The 17,996-nt window shown below is 66.5% G+C and carries 22 protein-coding genes; 6 read left to right on the plus strand and 16 right to left on the minus strand.

The features are described 5' to 3' along the window. Positions 1–56 precede the first annotated feature (56 nt). Complete coding sequence (locus ACH34W_RS41640) at positions 57–1,289, plus strand: PQQ-binding-like beta-propeller repeat protein (RefSeq protein WP_395966713.1); 1,233 nt, start codon at positions 57–59, stop codon at positions 1,287–1,289. Positions 1,290–1,337: 48 nt separating this feature from the next. On the opposite strand, the gene ACH34W_RS41645 is transcribed toward ACH34W_RS41640, so the two are convergent. From ACH34W_RS41645 to ACH34W_RS41670, 6 genes are all read right to left on the minus strand, one after another. Further along, positions 1,338–1,787 (minus strand): pyridoxamine 5'-phosphate oxidase family protein, encoded by a 450-nt coding sequence (locus tag ACH34W_RS41645; protein WP_395966714.1) that lies wholly within the window; start codon positions 1,785–1,787, stop codon positions 1,338–1,340. An 88-nt stretch (positions 1,788–1,875) separates the two neighbouring features. Then, positions 1,876–2,082 (minus strand): hypothetical protein, encoded by a 207-nt coding sequence (locus ACH34W_RS41650; RefSeq protein ID WP_395966715.1) that lies wholly within the window; start codon positions 2,080–2,082, stop codon positions 1,876–1,878. Between the two features lie 137 nt (positions 2,083–2,219). After that, positions 2,220–2,363 (minus strand): hypothetical protein, encoded by a 144-nt coding sequence (locus tag ACH34W_RS41655; RefSeq protein ID WP_395966716.1) that lies wholly within the window; start codon positions 2,361–2,363, stop codon positions 2,220–2,222. Continuing rightward, complete coding sequence (locus tag ACH34W_RS41660) at positions 2,360–3,892, minus strand: MFS transporter (RefSeq protein WP_395966717.1); 1,533 nt, start codon at positions 3,890–3,892, stop codon at positions 2,360–2,362. Before ACH34W_RS41660 ends, ACH34W_RS41655 begins: the two co-directional genes overlap by 4 nt. A gap of 64 nt (positions 3,893–3,956) precedes the next feature. Next, the gene (locus ACH34W_RS41665; RefSeq protein WP_395966718.1) at positions 3,957–4,577 is read right to left on the minus strand and encodes a TetR/AcrR family transcriptional regulator; all 621 of its coding nucleotides are present in this window, start codon (positions 4,575–4,577) and stop codon (positions 3,957–3,959) included. Positions 4,578–4,691: 114 nt separating this feature from the next. Then, entirely contained in the window at positions 4,692–5,510 is an 819-nt protein-coding gene (locus ACH34W_RS41670) for an MBL fold metallo-hydrolase (RefSeq protein ID WP_395966719.1), read from the minus strand. 112 nt (positions 5,511–5,622) lie between these two features. On the opposite strand from ACH34W_RS41670, the gene ACH34W_RS41675 reads away from it, so the two are divergent. Beyond that, positions 5,623–6,231, plus strand: a complete 609-nt coding sequence (locus tag ACH34W_RS41675; RefSeq protein WP_395966720.1) for a helix-turn-helix domain-containing protein — start codon at positions 5,623–5,625, stop codon at positions 6,229–6,231. A 70-nt stretch (positions 6,232–6,301) separates the two neighbouring features. Here the strand turns inward: ACH34W_RS41675 and ACH34W_RS41680 are convergent, their stop codons facing one another. The 4 genes from ACH34W_RS41680 to ACH34W_RS41695 all read right to left on the minus strand — a co-directional run bounded on the left by ACH34W_RS41680 (position 6,302) and on the right by ACH34W_RS41695 (position 8,801). Next, positions 6,302–6,736, minus strand: coding sequence for a hypothetical protein (locus ACH34W_RS41680; RefSeq protein ID WP_395966721.1), 435 nt, complete (start codon positions 6,734–6,736; stop codon positions 6,302–6,304). A 47-nt stretch (positions 6,737–6,783) separates the two neighbouring features. Beyond that, positions 6,784–7,194 (minus strand): hypothetical protein, encoded by a 411-nt coding sequence (locus tag ACH34W_RS41685; RefSeq protein WP_395966722.1) that lies wholly within the window; start codon positions 7,192–7,194, stop codon positions 6,784–6,786. 132 nt (positions 7,195–7,326) lie between these two features. Next, a complete protein-coding gene (locus ACH34W_RS41690) occupies positions 7,327–7,851 on the minus strand; it encodes a pyridoxamine 5'-phosphate oxidase family protein (protein ID WP_395966723.1) in 525 nt (174 codons plus the stop codon). 446 nt (positions 7,852–8,297) lie between these two features. Beyond that, positions 8,298–8,801: a MarR family winged helix-turn-helix transcriptional regulator gene (locus tag ACH34W_RS41695; protein WP_395966724.1), complete on the minus strand. Its 504-nt coding sequence runs from the start codon at positions 8,799–8,801 to the stop codon at positions 8,298–8,300. A gap of 124 nt (positions 8,802–8,925) precedes the next feature. Between ACH34W_RS41695 and ACH34W_RS41700 the strand changes: the two genes are divergently transcribed. The 3 genes from ACH34W_RS41700 to ACH34W_RS41710 all read left to right on the plus strand — a co-directional run bounded on the left by ACH34W_RS41700 (position 8,926) and on the right by ACH34W_RS41710 (position 11,770). Then, positions 8,926–9,513 carry an NADPH-dependent F420 reductase gene (locus tag ACH34W_RS41700; protein ID WP_395966725.1) on the plus strand — a complete coding sequence of 196 codons (588 nt, stop codon included), beginning with the start codon at positions 8,926–8,928 and terminating at the stop codon, positions 9,511–9,513. A 65-nt stretch (positions 9,514–9,578) separates the two neighbouring features. Then, entirely contained in the window at positions 9,579–10,427 is an 849-nt protein-coding gene (locus tag ACH34W_RS41705; RefSeq protein WP_395966726.1) for an SDR family NAD(P)-dependent oxidoreductase, read from the plus strand. 122 nt (positions 10,428–10,549) lie between these two features. Further along, entirely contained in the window at positions 10,550–11,770 is a 1,221-nt protein-coding gene (locus ACH34W_RS41710) for an MFS transporter (RefSeq protein ID WP_395966727.1), read from the plus strand. A gap of 501 nt (positions 11,771–12,271) precedes the next feature. Here the strand turns inward: ACH34W_RS41710 and ACH34W_RS41715 are convergent. From ACH34W_RS41715 to ACH34W_RS41730, 4 genes are all read right to left on the minus strand, one after another. Further along, the gene (locus tag ACH34W_RS41715) at positions 12,272–13,402 is read right to left on the minus strand and encodes an NmrA family NAD(P)-binding protein (protein ID WP_395966728.1); all 1,131 of its coding nucleotides are present in this window, start codon (positions 13,400–13,402) and stop codon (positions 12,272–12,274) included. A gap of 72 nt (positions 13,403–13,474) precedes the next feature. Next, positions 13,475–13,630, minus strand: coding sequence for an alpha/beta fold hydrolase (locus ACH34W_RS41720; RefSeq protein ID WP_395966729.1), 156 nt, complete (start codon positions 13,628–13,630; stop codon positions 13,475–13,477). 27 nt (positions 13,631–13,657) lie between these two features. Further along, a complete protein-coding gene (locus ACH34W_RS41725; RefSeq protein WP_395966730.1) occupies positions 13,658–14,473 on the minus strand; it encodes an oxidoreductase in 816 nt (271 codons plus the stop codon). 282 nt (positions 14,474–14,755) lie between these two features. Continuing rightward, positions 14,756–15,682 carry an AraC family transcriptional regulator gene (locus tag ACH34W_RS41730; protein ID WP_395966731.1) on the minus strand — a complete coding sequence of 309 codons (927 nt, stop codon included), beginning with the start codon at positions 15,680–15,682 and terminating at the stop codon, positions 14,756–14,758. A gap of 142 nt (positions 15,683–15,824) precedes the next feature. Between ACH34W_RS41730 and ACH34W_RS41735 the strand changes: the two genes are divergently transcribed. Then, on the plus strand, positions 15,825–16,877 hold the full coding sequence (locus ACH34W_RS41735; RefSeq protein WP_395966732.1) for a saccharopine dehydrogenase family protein: 1,053 nt from the start codon (positions 15,825–15,827) through the stop codon (positions 16,875–16,877). A gap of 133 nt (positions 16,878–17,010) precedes the next feature. On the opposite strand, the gene ACH34W_RS41740 is transcribed toward ACH34W_RS41735, so the two are convergent. After that, positions 17,011–17,580: a TetR/AcrR family transcriptional regulator gene (locus ACH34W_RS41740; protein ID WP_395966733.1), complete on the minus strand. Its 570-nt coding sequence runs from the start codon at positions 17,578–17,580 to the stop codon at positions 17,011–17,013. Further along, positions 17,570–17,996 (minus strand): hypothetical protein (locus ACH34W_RS41745; RefSeq protein ID WP_395966734.1); only part of this gene is annotated, 427 nt, incomplete at its 5' end. The genes ACH34W_RS41740 and ACH34W_RS41745, both read right to left, overlap by 11 nt.

Below are 17,996 nucleotides of genomic sequence, written 5' to 3' on the forward strand. Positions count from 1 at the left end.
CCGCAACGATTCCCTCGGTACGGTTTGATCACCATCGTGATCATCTGGGGAGGGGTATGGAGGTCACGCCGCACTATGGCGATGCCGGGCGTAGCGGGGTGTATCGGGTTTCCGGGGTGCCTGATAAGGCGGCGGTTGCTTGGGTCGCGCGGACGGATTCGCCTGTGGTGGCGTCTCCGGTGCTCGCGGGTGACACGCTTCTCGCCGCTGATGTGTCCGGGGTGCTCTACGCGTTCGACGCTGTGACCGGCGAGCTGCGGTGGCGGTGCACGGTCGGCGAGGGCTATCGGGATGGCCGCGCCGAGTTCATGGTGGCGCCCGACGTCTGGAATTCCTGGGTCTTCGTGGAGCTCGCTGGCGGGGACGGCTCAGTCTTCGATGTGCGTACCGGAGAACTGGTCCGCAAGCTCGATGATTACGGCTCCCCGACCGTGTTCGGCGATCTTCTGCTGCTCAACACGCTGAACGAGGTTCGCGCGCTCGACCTGCCTGACCTGCGGCTACGGTGGCGCTCGACCGACGCGTCCGGCTGGGTGCAGACGAGCCCGGCGATCTCAGCGGACGGGATGGCCTATGCGGCGCTGGGCTTTGAGGCCAACCACACCCACACCGGCGTGGCCGTGCTCGATATGAGCTCGGGAGAGCTCGTGACCTTGATCGAACCCGGTGACCTCACTTTCCCAGCCGAGCCTCCGGATGAGGACGACGAGGACTGGGAGGACGGGGACGACGAGGAGCACGTCGCCTACTTCGCTCAGGCGCACGCGGTGCTGGCTGAGGGGCGGGTGTGGATGCCGGCCTCGCGCGAGGATGACGAGTGGACCGCGCAGGTCGTGGGCCTCGATCCGCGGACCGGAGAGCAAGTCTGGAGCTACCTGCCCGACCTCGATCGTGACAACGAGGTGGACTCGGGGGTGGCGGTGCTGGACGGAACGGTGTTCCTGGTGGAGATTCTCCGGGACGTCCCGCCCGAAGAGGACAGCGCCCGGTTGCATGCTGTTGACATCGCGTCCGGACATGCGCGCTGGGTCCGTCCGTTCGGCTCCTGTGCTGGTTCACCGGTGGTGGCGAACGGCGTCGTCTACGTCGCGTCCAGCACGGGCACGGTGTCGGCGTTCGATGCGTCAACCGGCGAATCGCGTTGGACTGCAGAGACCGGTGCGGAGGTGCTCCATCCCGGCTTTGTCGACGAATTCGGCGATCAATACCGCGAGCACGGCCTGGCGATCCTGCCGGGTGACGGGGTGCTCTACGTCCGGACGAGCGCCGGTCTGGTAGCGCTGCGTTGACGCCCGGCGGGACGGTCGGCGCTTCCGTCCCGCCGTTGGCACCGATCTTCAGGAGCTGCGATTCCCTGAGATTCGCTCCGGGGTGAGGAGTACGGCGACGCGGCGTTCCTCGGCCATCGTCCGGTCGTAGGTGGGCCAGTCGTCGTGCGTGCCGCCGGCTGCGGTGAAGATCTCGCGTAGGAGGAGGCGGAGGCGTTCGTCGTCCACACCGGGAAGGGGATCGTCAGGGCCGGCGAGGTCGACCGGTCCTTCGGCTGCGGCCCACTCCCAGCCTGCGCGGACCACCACGTTCGCGCGCGGACGTGCTCGCAGGTTGGCCACCTTGCGTGTACCGCCGACGGCGACCAGTCCGACCACCTGCGCACCGGTCACCGGATGCGCCAGGACACCCGCGTTCACCACCGACGACTGGATGGTCCCGTCCGCCCGCAGGGTCGACACCACGCACAAGCCATGATCGCCCGGTACGAGCCGTGCGAAGTCCTCAAGCCCGCTCACCGCAGCACCCTCCCTGGACGGTGGCCGACAGCCGATTCGCATGCACGATCCGCCATGAGCAAACACCTCTCTTCTTTGTCGAACGCCCTCAGCGATCAGGTGTAGACCGCTGCCTGGTCTCGGCCCGCTGCTGGTCGTCCGCGAGCAGGCCCCCGTCGAGCGCCACAAGGTCAAGGGCATGCTCGTGGATGAACGTCATGAAGTCCGGAAGCCGGTAGGCCTCGGTGACCGCTGCGTTGATCTTCTTCAGCATCGTGCGCTTGGCGTCAGGATCGGCCCCCTCCGGGACGTGCATGACGAACGCGGGCCGCGCTGGTTCCGTGCCCAGAAGCCCATTCTGGCTCTTTTCGGCGCGGTACGGATCCAGACGTTCGCCTGAAGCCCATCGGTACCCGGATCTCCTTGGACGGGGACGCAACCCCTTACGCCTGATCACCTTCTCGGCCTGGGCGAGCGCCTCGCCGTCCCGGCCGGTGATGATGACGCGCCTTCCCTGGCGAACGCGGTGGCTGCGGCGAGGCCGATCCCGCTGCTGCCCCCGGTGACGAGGACGATCCGGTCCTGGAACCTGTTCATGACTTCGTCTCCTTCAGCGAATCAATCAGTGGGGGTGAGGTGGTGTCGGCCGGCATCCGTACGGCATCACCGTCGGCGGGGACGCCGGGTGTCGTGGACTCGGCGGGGACGCCGGGTGTCGTGGACGCGGTGTGGGTGTGGGGTGCCAGCAGGCCGATGACTGCGGCCACGGCGACGAAGACTGAGCCGGCGAGCACAGCGCGGCCGAACCCCTCGGTCAATGCGTCTGGGATCGCCGTACCGGTGGCCAGCAGGTCGTTCGTACGGGCGGTGGCCAGCGCGGAGAAGACCGCGATGGCCAGGGCGGTGCCCAGCTGCTGGGAGGTGTTGAGCAGGCCGGCGGCCAGTCCGGCCTTGTCTGCGGGCACGCCGGCGTTGGCCGCCGCGGTGACGGTCACGAGCAAGGCGCCGAGGCCGACGCCCATGGTGAGCAGGCCAGGCAGCAGGTCGCTGACATAGGCGCCGTCGGCCGGGATCCGGGACAGCAGGTACATCCCGCCCGCCGAGATCAGGCCGGCGGCGACGATGATCGGACGGGTGCCGATCCGTCCGATGAGGACGGACGAGATCCCAGCCGCCATCACGATGACCACCGTCACCGGGAGATATGCCGAGCCGGACTGGATGGGCGAGAAGCCGAGCACGTTCTGCATGTAGAGGGTCAGGAAGAAGAACGAGCCCGTGAATCCGCCGAAGGCCGCGAGCTGGATGACGTCAGCAGCCGCAATGCCCTTGACCCGCAGCAAGCCCAGCGGGAACAGGGGGTTGGCGACCCGTGACTCGTTGACGACGAACGCGACGATCAACGCCGCCGCGGTGGTGAGCTCGCCGACCGTACGGGCGGTGGCCCATCCGACGTCCGGAGCCTCGATGAGCGCGCGGAGACCGATCAGCATCCCGCCGGTCACGAGTACGGCACCGCGCAGATCGAAGCCCGCCCGGGGACGCTCGGGCCGATCACCGGAGATGAGCCGGAACGCTGCGGCGATCATGAATGCGCAGATCGGTACGTTGACCAGGAGCACCCAGCGCCAGCCCGGTCCCTGCGTCAGGACGCCGCCGAGGAAGATGCCCGCCGCGGCCCCGACACCGCTCATCGCGCCCCAGACCCCGAGCGCCTTGTTGCGGTCGCCCCCGGTGAAGGTCGTGGCCAGGATGGACAGTGCGGCCGGCGCCATCATGGCGGCGCCGACACCCTGCGCGACCCGTGCGGTCACCAGCAGCGTCGCGGTGGAAGCGAGCCCACCGGCCAGCGAGCAGACCGCGAAGATCGCCATGCCCGCCACCAGCAGCCGCCGCCGACCGAGCAGGTCGGCGGCCCGGCCACCGAGCAGCAGCAGGCCGCCGTAGCTGATGAGATAACCGCTGACCACCCACTGCAGGCTCTGCTGGGTGAAGTCCAGGTCTTCCTTGATGGTCGGCAGTGCCACGTTCATGATCGCCGTGTCGACGACGTCGAGGAACTGCACCGCGCAGAGCAGCAACAGAATCAACACGCCGCGACGCGTGGCCAGAGCGGATCCGGACATCACAGCCTCCAGACAACTGGACCACGTGGTCCAATTGCCTGGAACGCTAACAATACTGGACCAACTAGTCCACTTCTTGCCGGAAGTCGCGCAGATAACCGAGGCCGACGGTCAGCGCGGCGCGCAGCGGCGTGGCGTCGCGCCGGACCTGGCTGAGGAACATTCCCCCCTCGATCGCCGCCAGCAGCCCGGTCGCCAGCGAGGACGGGTCCGCGTCCGATCGCAGCTCACCGGCGTCGCGGATCCGCGCCAACGCCTGCGCCAGGAACGACTCCCACGAGGCAAAGGCGTCGAGAACGACGCGTCGCGCGGGCTCCGGACCTGATGTCAGCTCGCTCGCCAGCGTCCCGATCGGGCAGCCAGCCAGGTGCACGGCGTACTCGTCGGCGAGGACGGTCAGCACCGAGGTGAGATCGTCCAACGATCCGACGCTCTCGAACACCGCTGCCAGCTGGTCGAGCACCTCGGTGCAGCGGTAGGTGACCGCGGCCTCGACAAGGCCGTCACGGCCCTGGAAGTAGTGATACATCTGGCTCTTGCTGCAGCTGGCCGCGCTGAGGACCTCGTCGAGCCGAAGCTTGTGGATCCCGTGCGCCACGACCGACTGCGCCGCGACCTCGACCAGCCGGTCGCGGCTCGCCTGGCCACGCTGCGTCTTGGGGGTCGGGACCGGACTATCGCTCATCCACCTACCGTAGCCAGCGAGTGGACCCAACGGTCCACTGTACGAGGGGCGGGTCTCACGGCCGAGGTGACAGCTGCGGTGTGAGCGAGCGCGGCCCGGAGCCGGCAGGCTCGATCAGCCGATCGGTGGTGCGAGGTATTCCAGCGCATAACCGTCGCCGAACGGGGTTACGCGGGCGATGCCGGGTGAGTCGAGGTGGGCGCCGGCTACGAAGTGGTGTGGTCTGGTCAGTCGTTTGAGGAGGGCCGCTCGCGCGGCGCGGGCCTGGGGCTGGTTGCCGTCGAGCTCCCAGGACACGTTCGGCTGATCGAATTGAAGCGTGGGAACGTGAACGGTGTCGCCCCAGGCGAGAAGGTGGGCGGTGCCGCTCCTGATGTCGTAGACGGTGTGGCCGGGTGTGTGGCCCGGTGTCGGGATGGCGGTGGTCCAGTCGTTGATCGCGACCTGCTCCGACACGGGTACGACCCGGTCGCGGATCGGCTCGAGCCGTCCCGTGAACACCGAGGCGTCGCCCGCGCCGATCCACACGCGCTCGAGTTTGGTGAACGCCTCTGAACCGTCCGGCGCGATCAGGCCGCTCACGTGGTCTTCGTGCTTGTGGGTGATGGCCACATCGGTGACCTGCGCGCGGTCGATTCCCGCTTCGTCGAGCGCGTCGTAGATCAATCCCATGGTGGGGTCGTGCCAGGCGTTGGACGCGCCGGTGTCGATGAGAACCGACCGCGTGCCGTCGGTGACGAAGAAGGCGTTGACCGACAGTCGCAAGTTGTCGCCGGCCAGCGGGACGGCGGCCGGCAGCTCATCGAGTTTGCGCCCATCCTCGTCGCGGAGCCGTGTCGGGGGCATGTCGATGTACCCGTCTCGCAACGAGATCACCTGCAGATCGCCGAATTCGAACGTGGCATGGTGCCGGCCACTCGAGATCAAACGCATGGAACCTCCGTCGTGCTGGGCGCACATCGCGCGTCTCCGATAGAAGATCATATCTTCTTTAGGAGAAACCCTACACTGTGGGCAGCGAGGTACCCATCGATCGAGGAGCACGGTGATCGAGCAAGACGGAAACGCGGCCGAACCACAGCACGGTGACGACCTGGCTGGCGCGTTCGGCGGTAACGTGCGGCGACGCCGTGAGAAGGCAGGCCTGACGCTGGAACAGCTGTCCGCACAGTCGTCGGTCAGCCGGGCGATGCTGTCCAAAGTCGAACGCGGTGAGAAGAGCCCGACGATCGGCGTCGCGTCCAGGATCGCCCACGCGCTCGACGCGTCGCTCTCGGACCTGATCGGTGCGCCGGCTGCTGCCGTGTCCGGTGTGGCCGTTGTCATGCGCAAGGACGATCGCCCCGTTTTCCGTGACCCGGAAACCGGCTTCGAGCGGCACATGGTGTCAGCGGCCCCGGGCGCGGGAGGAGCCGAGATGGTCGTCCACTACCTCCCCGCGCAGGTCTCCACCGGGCTGCTGCCCGCGTATCCGCCGGGTACCGAGAAACAACTCGTGGTATTCCAAGGCACCCTCACCGTCGCGATCGGCGGGATCACCGAGACCCTGAACACAGGCGACTCCCTGTTCTTCCAGGCCGACGCGGACCACGGCTTCGCCAACCGAACGAACGCCCCCTGCGAATACATCATGGTCATCTCGCGCAGAACCTGATCGGCCGCAGTTTGCCGGGATCACGACGACGAGGGCTGGGAGGGGCGACTTCACGGAGGAGCTAGTCGCCTTATTTGCGGTAGGTCTTGATATGGACGGCGTACGGGTCCCAGTAATAGCCGTCTCCCGACCTTACGGAGAACTTTCGCTTGACACCCGCGCAGTCCTTGCGCACATCCGTGTCGCGGCGGTCGTTGCTCCCCAGCCAGGTGATCTTCACGTAGGCGCACCTGCCGTCTCCCGGGCCGATGTCGCGTATCCAGCCCTTGGCCCAGCCGGCCGGGAGGATGCCACGCTTTCCGACCGATTGAGCGCCCTTCACCTTCTGGTTCCACGGAATGGAGGTGGGCTGGCGGGTACCAGGCTCGGGTGCGACCTGCCGGACCTCGGGCGCGACCTGCCGGGCCTCGGGCGCAGACGCGTGTGCGGCGCCCGCGCCGCCGAGGGCGACGGAAGCGGCGGCGACTCCCGTCACCAGCGAAGACGAAATCTTCACGACCTTCATCGACTCTCCTTCATGAAGGGTTGTCTTGGGAGGAACTACACGTGAAATCACTTGCGGTAGGTCTTGATGAAGACGTCTTTCACCGGGTAATAGGGGCCATCTCCCACACCCCTTACCTTGAAGTGCCGCTTGACGCCCGCGCAATCCTTGCGCACATCATGGTCCTGGCGGCCCGCGTAAGATATCCAGGTGATCTTCACATAGGCGCACTTACCGTCTCCCGGGCCGGTGTCACGCACCCAGCCCTTGGCCCGGCCATTCGTGAGGTTTATCTGTCCGGCCGACTGGGCGCCTTTCGTCTTGTGGTGCCAGGGCCGGGCCGAGACCTGGGCGGCGGGTTCGGCCACGGCTTGCTGGGCACTGGGCGTGGACGCCTGCGCGGCACCCGTACCCGCGAGAGCGGCGGCACCGACGGCGACCCCCGCCACCAGCGAGGCCGAGGTCTTCGCGATCCTCATTGCCCCCTCCTTCTTTGCATCGCTGCCCCGATGCGTGTGGGGCAGCCGAGAAAGAGCATCGCTGACCACCTCATGGACCACAGCCCCCCTTTAAGCCAGGACTAAAAGGCCGGGTAGGGCGTGAACCTTCGTTCAGGACGCCGCAGTGAGCTTTGCGATGTCGGGGGCATAGACGCTCATCCAGTGCGGATGCAGCCGGTAGTAGACCACCTCGTTTTCCCAGTCGAAGCCGTCGTCGCCGTAGAAGTCCTTGAAGTACGCAAGTAGCTCCGGCCAGTCCGCGGCCGGCTCGCCGTCCTGGGGGTTGAGGATCTCCACCGTGCCGTGCGTGAACACGCCCAGGTCCTCACCGCGCAGGTGCGCGACGCTGGCGGCGGGCCGTGCGGCGAGGTGGCGGGCTTTGGCAGCCCCGGGCGCCGTGCCGAAGTGCCACTTGCCATGCAGGAAATGCCCGTCCACCCCGCTGATCCGCGGTTCACCCTTCGCCGTCACGGTCGACAAGGCGAGGGTGCACATGCCGGTGAGGACCTGGGTGAGCTGCTCCGCGGTCAGCGTGCTCTTGGTAGTGATGATCGAACGGAGATGCGAGGTAGAACGGGAGAGCGAGGCGTCCAGCAGGGCCTGGAGCTCTTTGAGATCTTCTGGCGTTTCGCGCATTTGCGGGTCCTTGTCCATCCGTAGGGCCGGTCGAGGCTCACTATCGGCGCCGGCCGGTGGACCCATGCTGACCCCAAAACCTGACACCCCGCGTCACCTTTTCATCCGGACCTCAGATAGAAGGGATCATGAGCGATTTGGAGTACATGAACGCCCACGCAGCCAGTCCGCTACCTGCTGTGTGACCTTGCACGTCGCGGAGGCGAGCGCCCTTCCATGGAGCCAGGCTGGTGGCCGACCAGCCGTGCCTAGTCAGGATGGGTCGGCCTTGGCTGCTTCGGCGGCGCGCTGACGCCACCACGCTGCCCCGCCCCTGCGTCCTGCTTTCTGCAGCATCTTGCTGAGGTTGAGGCACGCGATCTTGCCGTGGTCGCAGGGCTGGCCCCTCCTCTTGGATTCGTGGTGCTGCCCGGCCGTCGATCGGGTCAGGCGGGACGGGGCACGGGTCAGTGTGTTGTGCGGGTGCTCTTCTTGCGGGAGGGGGTGAGCGGGACGCGGGGGCGCAGGTGGGTGCTGACGGTGTCCATGATGTCGGCGAGGCGGGTGACCTGCTCGTCGGTGAGCAGGTCGATCAGGCCGTGACGGATCGTCTCCACGTGCCCGGGGGCGGTTCGTTCAAGGAGCCGCCGGCCGTTGTCGGTGATGACGATCATGGCTCTGCGTTCGTCGTCGGCGTCGGTCTCGCGACGCAGCAGGCCGGCCTTCTCCAGTTGGGCGACCTGGTAGCTCAGGCCGCTCCGTGAGGTGATCATCAGTTCGGCGATCTCGGTGATGCATCGGTGCCGGGGGGCACCCTCGTTGGCCCTGTGCAGGATCTCGTACTGGACCATGGTGAGCCCGCCGTCCTGCCGGAGCTGCAGTTCGACCAGGCGATGCACCAGGGCGGAGGCTTCCAGGAACCCGGTCCAGGCACGCATCTCCTGGTCGTTCAGCCAGCGCGGTTCGCTCATGCTCCGACCATACCGGACTTGCGTCGAATTCGACGCATCAGTACGGTTGCCCTCAGTTGCGTCGAATTCGACGCAAATTGCTCGCTGAGGCGTTGGCATGTGCCTCGACCGGAAGGGTTCACTCATGAAGATCAACATCATCGGCAAGGGCAACGTCGGCTCTGCGCTGTCCCGCCGCTTCGGCACCGCAGGACACACAGTGACCGTGGCCGACTCCTCCACCGGCCCGGATCAGGTCGCGGCGCAGGCCGCCGAGGCCGATGTCACCGTGCTGGCCGTGCCGTTCCCCGCCGTGGCCCGGCTCGACGACAAGGTCAAGTCCGCCCTGAACGGCAAGATCGTGATCGATGCCACCAACCCGCTCGCGGCCGACTTCATGTCACTGACCCTCGGGCACAGCACGTCGGGGGGAGAGCAGGTCGCCGCCGCGCTGCCCGGCGCCCGGGTCGTCAAGGCCTTCAACACCGTGCTCGCCGGCACCCTGGACACGCCCGAACTCGGCGGCGGCACGATCTTCCTGCCGGTGGCCGCAGACGATGAGACCGCCAAGAAGACCGTGCTGGAACTGGGCGTGCAACTCGGCTTCGACACCGTGGACGCCGGCCCGCTGACCAACGCCCGCTACCTGGAGCCGGCCGTGGAACTGCTGGTCCAGCTCGCCTTCGGCGTCGGGCTGGGCGCGAACATCGGCTTCACCCTGGCACGGGCATGACCGGCGGTCCCGATCGTGGGGTTGCCGAACGCGGCGCCCCACGATCGGGCCGCCAGGGAGACCACATGAACGACGACATCCATGGTGTGGTCGCCGGCCGCACGATCTTGATCACCGGTTCCACCGACGGGCTCGGGCGCCACCTCGCACTGCGACTCGGACGGGCAGGCGCTCGCATCCTCATCCACGGACGCGACCCGGCCCGGGCGTGCGATGTTCGCGACGCCATCGTTGCGGCGGGTGGCCCCACCCCCTCGATCCTGCTGGCCGACCTGGCCTCCCTCGCCGAAGTCGACCGGCTCGCCGACCAGGTGCACCGGCACACTGACCGGCTGGAGGTGCTGGTCAACAACGCCGGCGTCGGGTTCGGCCGGACAGGCGCCGCACGCCAGGTCGGCGCCGACGGCCTCGAACTGCGGTTCGCGGTCAACTACCTGGCCGGATACCGGCTCACCAGGCTCCTGCTGCCGCTGCTGACCCGCTCGGCACCTGCCCGGATCGTGAACGTGGCATCCGCCGGACAACAGGAGATCGACTTCACCGATCTGATGCTCGACCGTTCCTACGACGGCGTCACCGCGTACCGGCGCAGCAAGCTTGCCCAGCTCATGTTCACCCTCGACCTCGCCGACGAACTCCGCCCAGAGGCAGTGACCGTGAACGCGCTCCACCCGGCAACGTTCATGGACACCACGATGGTGCGTCATGCCGGATCGGCCCCCACCAGCACGGTCGCCGAGGGCGGCGATGCAGTGGTGCGGCTGATCACCGACCCCGCGTTGGAGCGGGTGACCGGCCGCTACTACAACGGGCAAATCCCGGCACGAGCACATCCGCAGGCCTACGACCCCGCCGCGCGACGTCACCTTCGCGAAATCACCGAGACCCAGATCACCGCCCTGGCCCGGCGCTGACCACCGCCCCGCGCTACCACCGATCGGTGCCGCGACCGCACTGCGCGTCGCTCATCATCGCCTTACCCGCCCCCAGCACGGCAGCCCGGCCGCCCCCAACCTCGACACCCTCAGGATGCACCGTGCCTCTGGCTCTTCTGGCGCTCGCCGTCGGCGCCTTCGCGATCGGCACTACAGAGTTCGTGATCACTGGCCTGCTCGAAGAGGTCGCCCGCAGCTTCGGTGTCACCGACTCCGTCGCCGGACTCGCCGCCACCGCATACGCGCTCGGCGTCGTCGCCGGCGCACCCGCCCTGGCCCTCCTCGGCACCCGCACGACCCGCAAACAGATGCTGATGTGGCTCATGGGCGTGTTCATCGCCGGCAACCTGCTCACCGCCGTCGCCCCCACATTCGAACTCCTGCTCGCCGGACGAGTCATCGCCTCGCTCGCGCACGGCGCCTTCTTCGGCATCGGCGCCATCGTCGCTGCCGACCTGGTCCCGCCCCGACGCAAGGCGGGCGCGATCGCCACCATGTTCACCGGGTTGACCCTCGCCACCGTCGTCGGCGTGCCCGCCGGAACCTTCATCGGGCAGCATTTCGGCTGGCGCACGACCTTCCTGGCCGTGGCCGCACTCGGCGCATTCGGCGCCACGGGCATCGCCGCGCTTCTCCCTCAGGACCCCCGGGGGCACCATTCCCACGGCGGCATACGCCGCGAGCTCGCTGCCCTTCGCGATACCCAGGTCATCCTCGCCATGGCCATGACCGTGCTGGGCTTTGGCGGCGTGTTCGCCGCGATCACCTACATCGCCCCGATCATGACCGGCGCGGCCGGTTTCTCTGACGGCTCCATGCCCTGGCTCCTGGTGCTGTTCGGCCTCGGCATGGTCGCCGGAAATCTGCTCGGCGGCCGCCTCGCCGACCGCGCCCCGATGCGAATGCTCTCGGCCGCGCTCGCCGGCCTGGGCCTTACCCTGGCCCTGTTCACGATCGCCGCGCACCATAAAGCTTCTGCGGCCGCCTTCCTGGTGTTGATCGGCATGTTCGGGTTCGCGACGGTGCCGCCACTGCAGAAGCGGGTACTCGATCACACCACCCAGGCCCCGACCCTGGCCTCCGCCGTCAACATCGGAGCCTTCAACCTGGGAAACGCGCTCGCCGCCTGGCTCGGCGGCCTCGCCCTGTCCTCCGGTCTGGGAACCACCTCGCCCAGCGCCGTCGGGGCCGTACTGGCGACCACAGCCCTCGGCCTGGCCCTGCTGGCCGGATCACTCCAGGCCCGGCGCGGCCAACACCCCCATGACGCTGACCATCCGCATACACCCGCACGCGGCCACCACGGCCTCCCGCAGCGGTGACCCGCCCACCACCCGGCCGATGCTCGTTGCCCCTTTCCGGCTTACCTTGGCTCCCCCCAGAAATGATCAATTCCGTACAAGATCGCAGCAGGGCCATCGAGGTCCGGCGCTATGAAAGTTGCCACACCGACCTGGGCAGAGCTGCTCGTTTGGGGCTCATGACACGCTTCTTACCAGCACCCCTTTTTCGACGCCCCCCGGCACGGCCCAGAGCACCCAGCACAGCGAGTCGGCATGACCTCACCAGGCCAGCACCACCAGGGTTTACCGGCGCAACAGTGCCCGACGAGGAAGCGAGATCTGCCCGTGGCTTCGCCTGTGACAAGGAGCACCGCTTGCGGATACACCCCCAGGAACGGTTCCCACTCGTGGTGGGAGCGGTCGGCGTAGGCGATGTCGTGATCGATGTCGGTCACCCGGCCTTCCCGCACCGAGCGGCGATCCAGCCGAGGTGGTGATTGCCTAACGGGGAAGGCTCAGGCCGTAGTGCGGCTCACCCGTTTACAACTTGCCCGTCCTGAAATCCGCACTGCTCTTAAGGATCGCAGAATCGACGCTCCAGTTCTGCGGCTGGACTCTCTCCCAGAGACTTCCCTTGCCGAGGTCCCTTCCCACCTGGTCTTCTCGACGGAACCACTCCTCAGCACTTCTGATCCTGTTGGGGTGAATTTCGTCGAGCAGAGCGTAATCTCTGGTGATGATTCCGTATTTCCACACGTTCCAGAAGCCCGTGAAATTGTCGCGGAAGCTCATGGTGCTCTTGTCGTTGGGGTCGGCGTTGTATCCGGCAGGGTGATCAGCAATCCCTTTCAGGTCCGGATTGTTCCAATATGTGTTCAGATCAGTGTCGATGTATTGTGCTGGATGCCCGGTGACCTTCTCGAATGCCGCAGCCATATCGGTATAGGTCATATGTTCAATGGCGACTTCGAGATCCATGCCGTTCGCCCGCTCTTGATGATCGAAGAGCCAGCGAACGTAGAATCCGCAATCTTCGAGAGCCACATGGGGAACGGCTCCCTCGCCGAGAGGGACTCGCCACGTGACGACACCGTCCTCGATCGTGGGTGTCATGGGCGTGAGCGGTGAGATCACCATCTCGATGTAGGGACCTGAAGTAAAGACCGCCGCTCCCATCCTGTCCCGGTTCTTTTCGTTTTGAAACAGTACCCATTCGGCCATGCGGCCTTTGCAGTCATAATGGCCGGTGCGGAACCTGGAGTCGTAGCCTGATTTCTTGAGGGCGTAGTCGAGGTTTCCGTAGACGAAGAACTTGATTCCTTCTTCTATCGCTATCTCGTAACTGCGGATGGCCCAGTAGGTCTCGGTTTTCTCACCGGTGTTGAACCCGTCGATGTTGATGAATGCCCCGTCACAGCCGCGAAATCCTTCCCGCAGCACGTCTTCGTCGGCGAATGAACCTTCGAGGATGGAGACGTTGCCGAGCGCGAGGAGGGCCTGGGCTCGGGCGGAGGTGGAATCGCGGGTGAGGACTCGAACGGAGTACTTCTTGTCGGCGACAAGAGCGCGGACGATGGGCATCCCTTGAGCCCCTGTGCCGCCGACGATGAAGATGGTGGAAGTGGTGTGAGAAGACATGGCTTTTGACTCCAGAGGTTTGAGTACGCGCACGATCAGTACGCGATGGGCGCGCCGACAAGCGCCCGGGTATCCGGGTCTGCAAAGTTGAGCGGTGCGGAGGAGTCAAGCCACCGAGGTCAGCAGGTCCGCCACGACCTCCGGCCTCTCGAGTGCGATGAAGTGGCCCGCTCCCGGCACCTGCGTGAAATCGGCGGCAGGCAGCAGTTCCTTGTTGGCTTCCCGGTCCGGAATCGTGGGACGCGCTTCTTGGCTGGGCATATCACCGACTCCTTGTTCGGGTAGGCGTCAACCGGCCAGTTTGTTGAGCTTGCGGATCTGCTTGTCGAAGACCCGGGCAGGAGCGACGCGGCGCAGTGTGCTTGCGCGTCCGGCCACGGGGCCGGCGGTGTAGCGCAGCTTCGGCTTCGGGTCGGTCGCCGCCTCGACGATCACCTTGGCGACGATGGCGGGGTCGTCGCCGTCCTTGATCGCTGTCTCCATCATGCGATCGAAGGCGCGCCGCTGGTCCGCGTAGACCTGCAGGGGCGTGTCGGGTCGCGGGCTGTTGGCCTCGAATCCGGTGCTGGTGTAGGCGGGTTGGACGAGAAGCGCCCGGACGCCGTACTCGCGGACCTCATGGTCCAGGGACTCGGAGTATCCCTCGATCGCATGCTTGGAGGCGGAGTAGGCGGCCATGTAAGGCGAGGGGAGGAAGCCGACCACGGAGGACAGGTTGATGATGCGTCCGCGTCCTTGAGCGCGCATGTGGGGCAGGACGGCCTTTGTCATGCGCATCACACCGAAGACGTTGACGTTGAAGAGGTCCTGGGCTTGCTCGACGGAGCTTTCCTCGACGGCACCGATTGCGCCCATGCCGGCGTTGTTGACGAGCACGTCAATCCGCCCGAACCGCTCGATCACCTGCTGGACCGCGGCGGTGACCGACTCGTCATCAGCCACGTCGAGGTCGAGGAAGGTCACGCCGTCGAGCGGGGTGACACGCGAGGTGTCACGGCTTGTGCCGACCACGTCGAAACCCGCTTCGACCAGCGCGAGCGCGGCTGCTTTTCCGATGCCCGATGACGCACCCGTCACGAGTGCCACCGGCTGATTTGTCGCCATCCTGTGCTCCTTGGCTCATGAGAAAACCGATCGGTTTCCCTCACTGTAAACCGATCGGTTTCCAGGCGCAAGCTCAAGCAGGAGACTGATCCCGGCCGCGTCACGCTTCGTTCAGGTTGATCCACCAGCAGAGGTAAGCGGGAGTAGACGATCCGCACTGGCGGCTCCTCGGGAGGGAACGGAGCCCTTTCTGCCTGGCGGGAAGCCTGTCGTCAGTCCGAGCCCAAAGTCAGCCGTCCAAAGGCCGCCGAACCTCGAAGATCCCTATGCGGGTGTTGTACTTCAGCCGGTGTGGTTCCGGTAACTGCCGGGCGGTGACCCGTACTGGCGTTTGAAGGCATGGGTGAAGGTGTACTGCGAGCTGTAGCCGACCTGTTGGGCGATCGTGTTGACGGGGGCGTCGGAGGTGCGCAGGAGCCGGGCGGCGGTGGTCATCCGCCACCATGTCAGGTAGGTGAGCGGTGGCTGGCCGATCAGATGGGTGAACCGCCGGGCGAAGGCGGCGCGGGACAGGCGTGCCTGCGCGCCCAACTCCTCGACGGTCCATTGCCGGCTGGGGTCTTCGTGGATGGCGCGCAGGGCGGCGGCGACGGCGGGGTCGTGCAGGGCCGCAGCCCAGCCGGTGGCGGAGTGGCCGGAGACGCGCTGTTCTTCGAACCACGCGCGCAGGATGTAGAGCAGGAGAAGATCCAGCAGGGTGAGCAGGATGGTGTCGGAGCCTGGGCGGGCGTCGCTGTCCAGTTCCACGCCGAGGAGTTCGACGGCGGCGCTGAGTTCCCTGTGGCGCCCTACCCGCGTCGGTAGATGGATGACCTCAGGCAGGTCGTTCAAAAGCGGATGTGGCCCGGATCCGTCCAGGAGGTAGGCGCCGCAGAGCATGACCACAGTCGGCGGCCGTTCGGCTGACGTTTCGTCGTCGCGGTCGTCATGGACTCCGGTGAGCGTTGTGGGCGGCTCGCTTACCGGGGTGGACGGGTCGTCGGCCAGACCGTGTGCGGATCCGCGCGGCAGGAACGCCACGTCGCCCGGCCCGAGCGCGATCGGCTCACCCTGCGATGGGAGAAGCCAGCACGTTCCCTGGAGAACGATGTGGAACCCGGCGGACGGCACCGCCGGAGACCGCTGGGCGAAGGGAGCGGACCTGGTCACCCGGCCCGAGTGGGGCCGGCCGGTACGCGCCGCACTCACAACATCAGACAGAACGTCCACGCAGCCAGCGTAACCAACCACGGCATATGCGAAGACGATGGCGCAAACACTGGAGTGAATCACGCATTCAAACGTCTTGTGATGGCGTCTTACTGTGCTGATGGCTGGGCAACCGCGCAGCCCACCATCGTGAGGAGATGACATGAAGATCGCCGTTTATGGCGCGAGTGGATACCAGGGAAAGCTCGTGCTCACCGAACTGGCACGACGCGACATCGAGACGGTCCTGACCGGACGCGATCTCGCGCGCCTACAGGAGGCCGCCTCGGCGGTCGGCCTCCCCGACGCGGAACGACGCGTGGCCGACTCCAGCGACCATGAGGCGCTGGTGAGCGCGTTCCGCGGCTGCGACGGCGTCATCAACTGCGCCGGACCTTTCACCTCCTCAGGTGAGGCCGTGGTCCGCGCCGCGATCGCCGCCGGCTGTCACTACGTCGACACCTCAGGCGAGCAGCTCTACGTCAAGAAGATCTTCGACACCTTCACCTCGGAGGCGGAGAACGCCGGGGTCACCGTCGTACCCGCCGCCAACGACGGCTGCGTCCCAGTGGACCTCATGGCCCACATCCTGGCCGACCGCCTTGAGCCGGTCGAAGAGATCATCACCACCCACGTGGTCGTCGGGGGCGGCGGCATGTCGCGCGGCTCATTGCGTTCGGTGGTCGAAACGATCGACGCCATCAAGGCGGGCGGCCTGGCCTACCACGACGGCGACTGGCACCCCGGCATGCCCGCCCGCCACACCGCGATCACGCTGCCCGGACAGTCGGAGACGACCCCGGTGATGGCCTTCCCCGTGTCGGAGGTGGTGACCATTCCCCGTCACATCCGCGTCCGGCATGTCCAGGGCCTGACCGAGGCGGCGCTGGGCGACCAGCTGAACACCCCACTCACACCAGAGATCATCCAAAGCCTGCCCGAAGGACCCGATGAGGACAGCCGCCGCACCCAGCACTTCACCTACGTGCTCGACGCCACCAGTACCGACGGCCGCCGCGCCCGCGGCATCGTCCAGGGCCCCGACACCTACGGCACGACCGCGGTGATCGCCGTCGAAAGCGCCCGCCGTCTCATCACCGACCCTGCCAAGCCGGGAGTACTCGCACCCGCCCAGGCCTACCACCCAACCGCCTTCCTCGACTTTCTCATCCCGCACGGGATCCAGTGGATCATCCAGGACGCGCCGGCAACCTGACAATGAGCTTGTTCTTTACTGAGTCTGGATCTCTGGTCTTTAGCGATAGTGGTCGTTTGAGGGTTTTGCCCAGGTCGTAGTGGGGTGTTCGCTACGGGGAGCCCGTCCTCGGGGCCAGGGGTGGGGCGATGCGTCAGCGCATGCCTGCCGCGTCGAGCAGGGTGACTACGGTGGGCGTGATGAGCCCTGTCAGGTTGTCGGCGCCGATCCCCGCGCGGGCGTTGGCGCCGTCGAAGACCAGGATCAGTTGCCGCGCCAGCAGGTCCGGATCGTTCACCCCGCCTTGCTCGGCCTCGGCACGGAAAAAGGCCGTCAGCTCCCCCTTGATCCGGTGTGCCACCCGGCTCGCAGGGTGGCTCTGATCCTTGAGCTCGATCTGCACAGCGAGGTATTGGCAGCCTCGGAACTCGGGCGCACCCGCCTGCGATTCCACCTGTTCGAAGACGTGCAGGATCCGCTCGCGGGGTGAACGGCCATCACCCTCCGCAGGAAGGAGCCTCGCCACGAAGGCAGACGAGCGCTCCTCCAGGCTCGCCGCCAGCAGTTCGTCCTTGCTCTCGAACAGCTGGTACATGGAGCGCTTGGACACCCCCGCCGCCTTGCACAGCGCCTCGATACCGATGCCGACACCGTTCATGTAGGTGAGCGTGGCCGCCGCCTCCAGCAGCCGCTCTCGGGGACTTAGCCTCACGTCAGTGGTCATACTGCGAGGTTATCCGGGTTTCAACGAAATGAAAACCGATCGGTTTCCGCTCGGTGCGCCTGGGCGATATCCGCATCGGCCAACCGCCAGGCACGGTCTCCGAGCGGCTGCGCTGGTCACCGTCCGGGCGGCTGTGCTGGTCAGCGGGGTTTTTTCCCGCGCAGCCGCAGCCATGGGCCATCGCCGTGCCCTTCGCCGGGGGCTGATCGGAGTCGGCGGCCTTCTCGACCTCCTCCAGGAGGCTGGCCCGCTCTTGGTGAGTGATCAGACGCCCGTTGACGACGAGTGTGTGTGAGAAGTAGTTCCCTGGTTTCGTGGTTTTGTGTGGCTTTTGTGTGGTGTTCGGTGCTGTGGTTGAGGTGTCACGTATCACAAAGCGTCGCTGTTGTGTGACTGTGTGTTTGCTGGCCGGTATC

The sequence above is a fragment of the Actinomadura sp. 6N118 genome (assembly GCF_044326415.1).
Taxonomy (GTDB): Bacteria; Actinomycetota; Actinomycetes; order Streptosporangiales; family Streptosporangiaceae; genus Spirillospora.